Source organism: Paenisporosarcina sp. TG-14 (genome assembly GCF_000297555.1).
Classification (GTDB): domain Bacteria; phylum Bacillota; class Bacilli; order Bacillales_A; family Planococcaceae; genus Paenisporosarcina; species Paenisporosarcina antarctica.
In genome coordinates this window covers 1-4,967 of the sequence record NZ_AMGD01000105.1, presented here as the reverse complement: position 1 = coordinate 4,967, position 4,967 = coordinate 1, and the positions used below count along the sequence as shown (strand labels likewise).

Annotated in this window: 5 protein-coding genes; 3 read left to right on the top strand and 2 right to left on the bottom strand. The window is 33.9% G+C overall.

Annotated features, from left to right (window positions below; all coding sequences use genetic code 11):
- Window positions 1-81: 81 nt before the first annotated feature.
- Window positions 82-1,167 (top strand): Ldh family oxidoreductase, encoded by a 1,086-nt coding sequence (locus tag C406_RS0118640; RefSeq protein WP_017382155.1) that lies wholly within the window; start codon window positions 82-84, stop codon window positions 1,165-1,167.
- A gap of 113 nt (window positions 1,168-1,280) precedes the next feature.
- Here C406_RS0118640 and C406_RS0118635 read toward each other — a convergent pair whose 3' ends face one another.
- Entirely contained in the window at window positions 1,281-1,967 is a 687-nt protein-coding gene (locus C406_RS0118635) for a FadR/GntR family transcriptional regulator (protein ID WP_017382154.1), read from the bottom strand.
- A gap of 183 nt (window positions 1,968-2,150) precedes the next feature.
- The gene (locus tag C406_RS0118630) at window positions 2,151-3,212 is read right to left on the bottom strand and encodes a YeiH family protein (protein WP_017382153.1); all 1,062 of its coding nucleotides are present in this window, start codon (window positions 3,210-3,212) and stop codon (window positions 2,151-2,153) included.
- A gap of 388 nt (window positions 3,213-3,600) precedes the next feature.
- On the opposite strand from C406_RS0118630, the gene C406_RS0118625 reads away from it, so the two are divergent.
- Window positions 3,601-4,551 (top strand): hydroxyacid dehydrogenase, encoded by a 951-nt coding sequence (locus C406_RS0118625; RefSeq protein ID WP_017382152.1) that lies wholly within the window; start codon window positions 3,601-3,603, stop codon window positions 4,549-4,551.
- A 111-nt stretch (window positions 4,552-4,662) separates the two neighbouring features.
- Window positions 4,663-4,967: hypothetical protein (locus C406_RS19770; RefSeq protein ID WP_017382151.1), on the top strand; the 305-nt coding region annotated here is incomplete at its 3' end.

The window sequence follows — 4,967 nt, the reverse complement described above, 5'->3', positions numbered from 1 at the left end:
CCTGATTTTCTTTCTCTCTTCACGTGAGGTCTATGTGGAGGGAGAAATTTTTTATTACAAACATTGAAGAGGGGTATGTAAATGAATACTTATTCAGACTTAAGACTAAATCTTTTTTGTCAAAGTTTATTACAAAGTGTTGGCATGAATAAAGAGAATTCTTTAGTGGTGGCAGATTCACTTATTAAAGCCAATTTAGAAGGAGTGGATAGTCACGGAATTAGTAGGCTGCCTATCTATGCCAAACGTTTTGGTGATAATAGAATTAATATAAAGCCAAATATTCAAATGACTAAAAAAAGTTCTTCTGTTTTAATGGTAGACGGTGACAATGGTTTAGGACATGTAGTCAGTTATCAAGCTATTCTAAATGGTATTGAAATGGCTAAACAAAATGGGGTTACAGCTATTGCTGTTAAAAATAGCAATCACTTTGGAACGGCATCTTACTTTTGTCAATTAGCATGTGAGCAAAACCTAGCTTGTATTGTTTTAACTAATTCACCACCTGGAATTGCTCCTTGGGGTGGGAAGGATGCTTTTTTCGGGACAAACCCTATTGCTTTTGGATTTCCAACAGGGAATGATCAACCGGTGATAATTGACTTGTCTACTAGTGTTGTAGCAAGAGGGAAAATCATTTTGGCTGCTAAGCAGGGGAATCATATCCCTGATGGTTGGGCTTTAGATAGGGATGGACACCCGACTAATGATGCTGAAGAAGCGTTAAAGGGGTCTCTTTTACCGTTAGGTGGAGCGAAAGGTTCAGCTTTAGCGCTAGCAGTAGAAATTCTAACAGGTTTATTAACTGGTGCTGCATTTGGACCTAATGTGAAAAATATTTATGATAATGAAGAATCAGGTAAAGCTAATGTTGGGCATTTCTTCATATTAATGGACATCGAAAAATTTATGAATCTAAATACATTTTTTGAATCCATTATAAATCTTTTAAATGAGATGAAAGAAGTCCCTAAAATACCGGGAATCGATGAAATACGTTATCCAGGGGAAAGAAGAAAAAGGGATAAGGAAAGGCGCCTTCAAGAAGGCATTCAGTTACCACCAAGTGTGGAAGAGGAGTTAATCAAACTTGCCGGTCAATACAACGTTGAGTTTCCTATACCAATACCTCCACTAAAAGCAAATTCGATTGTATCAAACTAAAATAAAAAGGTTGTCAGACAGGTATTCCTTCTACAGTAACTATTTCTTGATGAAGTTAAAGAAATAGAATAGTAGAGGTAATACTTCATGACAGCCTTTTATTATTTAATCTATTAAAGTGTTTTGGTTATAGACTGTTCGACACTCTCTAGATGCTCTTTCATATATTGTTGGGCTAAATGTATATTTTTTTGTTTCATCGCTTCTAAAATATTCGAATGTTCTTGAACGGATTGTATGGCCCGACCAGGTATCTGAATGGATTTCTCACGTGTTTCAGATAATAAATCAATTAAAAAATGCATGATTCTAATAAGAACTACATTGTTGGAGTTATTGGCTAATGTAATATGAAAATTGTGGTCTAATTCCGCTAGACGTTCAGAATCAATTCCGTCTTTTAAGATTTCTTTTGCTTCAGCAATAATTTCTTCTAATTCATTAAATTGATTTACGTCGGAATGCTCTATAGACAATTTTACTGTCGATTCTTCAAGAATTTTTCGAACAGAGAAAAAATCCTTAATTTGATCAGAAGAAACAAAAAAAGCTTCGGTCATTTTTTTGATTTGGTCTTCCGATGAAGAAACAAATACCCCTGTTCCGTGTCTAGCAGTAATATACCCATAGGCTTCAAGTATTTTATAAGCTTCTCTTACAGTATTTCTACTTACAGAAAGCGCTACTCCCATTTCCCTTTCACCTAGTATTCGATCCCCAACTTTATATTCACCATCTTGAATTTTCTTTTTAATACTATCTGCTACTTGTTCAGAAATCCCTTTTCTATTGATTATCATCTTATTTCTCCAATCCATCCATTATAGGAGGCTATAGTTTTACGCATACTATAAAATCACAATATTTATTATTGGTCCAACCTTTATTAAATCATGAAGATAATTACATATCAAATACAAGATATTATAAAACCATGTTATGTTTCCATATCTATAGCGAAATCATCCTAGTAAGGCAGTTATCTACATTTTTAGTAGGAAAAAACCCAGAATAATCAATGCGATAGATCCAGATGCTCCAGTAATAAGAACTTTACCTTTTAAATTTTTAAATTCAGAAAAATTCATACCTAATCCTAAACCTGCCATGGCCATTGATAGTAAGAATATGCTTAAAGCAATCAACATTTGAGTAATTGTTGTGGATAAAATACCAAAAGTATTGATAAGACACATAATCAAAAAACCAAATATAAACCATGGTATTGGTAAGTCTTTAAACTTTTTCTTTTGTGTAGGAACACTAGGATTTTTTTTATTAAAGAACAGTCCTAAAATAATTGCTACTGGAATTAAAAGGGCTACACGACCTAATTTAACAAGAATAGCTGTGTCACTACTTACATCTCCTCCAGGTGTGGCGGCCGCTATCACGTGTGCCAATTCATGAAGGGTGGCTCCAGCCAGTAGTCCATATTCATATGAATCCAATCCAAGAACAGGATACAAAAAGGTATAAAAGATTGTCACAATTGTACCTATGATAGCAATAAAGGCAACTGATATTGCAGTAAATTCTTTTTTTGCCCCAATTAAAGGCGCCACTGCCACAATAGCTGCAGCACCACACACTGCCGTGCCAACAGCAATTAAGGCTGAAAGATGAGGATCAATGGATAAAAGCTTTCCTAAATAGATCATAAAGATAAGTGTAAAAGTAACAACGATAACATCCGTTAAAACAATTGAAAATCCAGCTGCTATGATTTGCTCAATATTTAATCTTAATCCCATTAAAATAATGCCAGCCCGAAGTAAAATCTTACTGCTAAACGTTATTCCAATTGTATAATCGTTTGGAACGTCCATTGCCCCTTTCCAACTCATCCCTAAAAGAATTGAAATAATCATTACACCCATTACCGAAAAAAATGGGAATTCGGATATGATTCCAGCAATTAAGGCTAGTACCATTGTTAAAACAATCCCTTGCATCCATCCTTTTTTAAATCTCTTTGGTTTATTTTTATTTTGGAATTGCAGATAAATTGAACTTTGTGCTTTTATAGCTCTCAAGTTATTCAAATCCTTACCCCCTTCACATAATTAAGAAAATCACTTAAGTTTATGGTTTGGTGACCCAACCAATGTTATAAGTTAATTAAATCATTTTTATGTTAATGAATCAAGATGTTTTTTATAATGTAGATTGTTAACAGAGAAATTGTGAAATGGTCTCATCTGCATGCAAAATACTTATGCACAACAATAATATTCTTAATTTTCTGTTCTTTTTGAATGCTAACGAATAAAATATATTGAATATTTAATAATTTTATGTTTTAATAACTTTGTAGGTTGGGTCACCCAATCAATAATTTTTTTAAATTTTCTTACCTAGGTGTGAAAATATTCAATATAAACGACTTGGGAAAATATAGGTTGTTAATTCAATCGAAAAGGGGTTCCGGAATTGAAAATATTGATAACAGAAATTATATGGGACGAGGGAATCAAGGCATTAATAAATCAGGGATTCGAAGTGGACTATGATGAAAACCTATGGAAAAATCGACAGGATTTACTTGGAAAGGTGAAAAATTATGATGCAGTAATTGTTAGGAATCAAACTAAAGTTGATCAAGAGCTTTTAGACGCTGGTAATCAATTAAAGATAGTTGGACGACTTGGAGTTGGTTTGGATAACATTGATACGGAAGCAGCAAAAAATAAAGACATCAAAGTTGTTTATGCTCGCAATGCTAATGCTACATCAGTGGCGGAATATGTATTGGCGGCTATGTTAAGCGCTAATAGACAACTATATCTAGCAAATGTTGACATTAGAAATGGAAACTGGAATCGAAAACAGTTTACAGGTGGAGAGCTTGCTAATAAAACAATTGGTTTAATAGGGTTGGGGGAGATATCTCACCGTGTAGCTAAAAGAGCGAATGCTTTTGGCATGGATGTTATTGGATATGACCCGTTTATTACTCCGTATGACCACATTCTCTCTGAAACGGGTGTTAAAGTAAAAGAAAATTTAGAGGAATTATTACACGAATCTGATTTTATTTCTATACATGTACCTTTAACTCAGACAACGAAGTATTTGATTTCTGAACCTGAACTGAAGAAAATGAAATCGACTGCTTACATTATTAATACTTCTAGAGGAGGTATTATAAATGAAGATGACCTTTCAGTCGCTTTGAATAATCAAACTATCACTGGAGCTTTTTTAGATGTTCTGGAAGTGGAACCGATATCACCAACTAATCACTTACTGTCATGTAAAGGAGCTACAATAACTCCGCATATTGCAGGTCTAACGAATGAATCACAGGTTAGAACTTCCTTATTAGTAGCCAATGAAGTAGTGAAAGTATTAAAAGGTGAATCTTCTATGTGTACAATCTAGCAAAAAATTATTAGATAATTAAAAAAATTTAATTGACTAGGATTCGATTAGGTGTTTTAATAAATATATATATTGGTTGGGTCACTGAGCCAATAAAAAGGAGGGTTTTTATTGGGAAACAATAGTCTAGCTAGTACGATTAACAAACAAGTAGAAGAATCACGAGCTGTAATCACCCACAAGTTTTTAATCCATCATCGGGGTGATCATGTGGGAGTTGCCTCTAGCCCTATAATTGAGGGAGAAACAGTAATCGGTATTTATATGGATGATAATTCAGAAATTGAAGTTAACTCCAAAGCGGATATTCCTTTAGGGCATAAGATTTCGTTAGTTGCCTTAAACAAGGATGAACCTGTTGTGAAATATGGCGTTCAAATCGGCATAACTACTAATAAATGGGAATTGGGCGATTA

What these genes read in the sequence shown, in the direction of transcription:
- C406_RS0118635 (WP_017382154.1), bottom strand. Translation starts at nt 1,967, where the DNA reads ATGATAATCAATAGAAAAGGGATTTCTGAACAAGTAGCAGATAGTATT.
- C406_RS0118640 (WP_017382155.1), top strand. Translation starts at nt 82, where the DNA reads ATGAATACTTATTCAGACTTAAGACTAAATCTTTTTTGTCAAAGTTTA.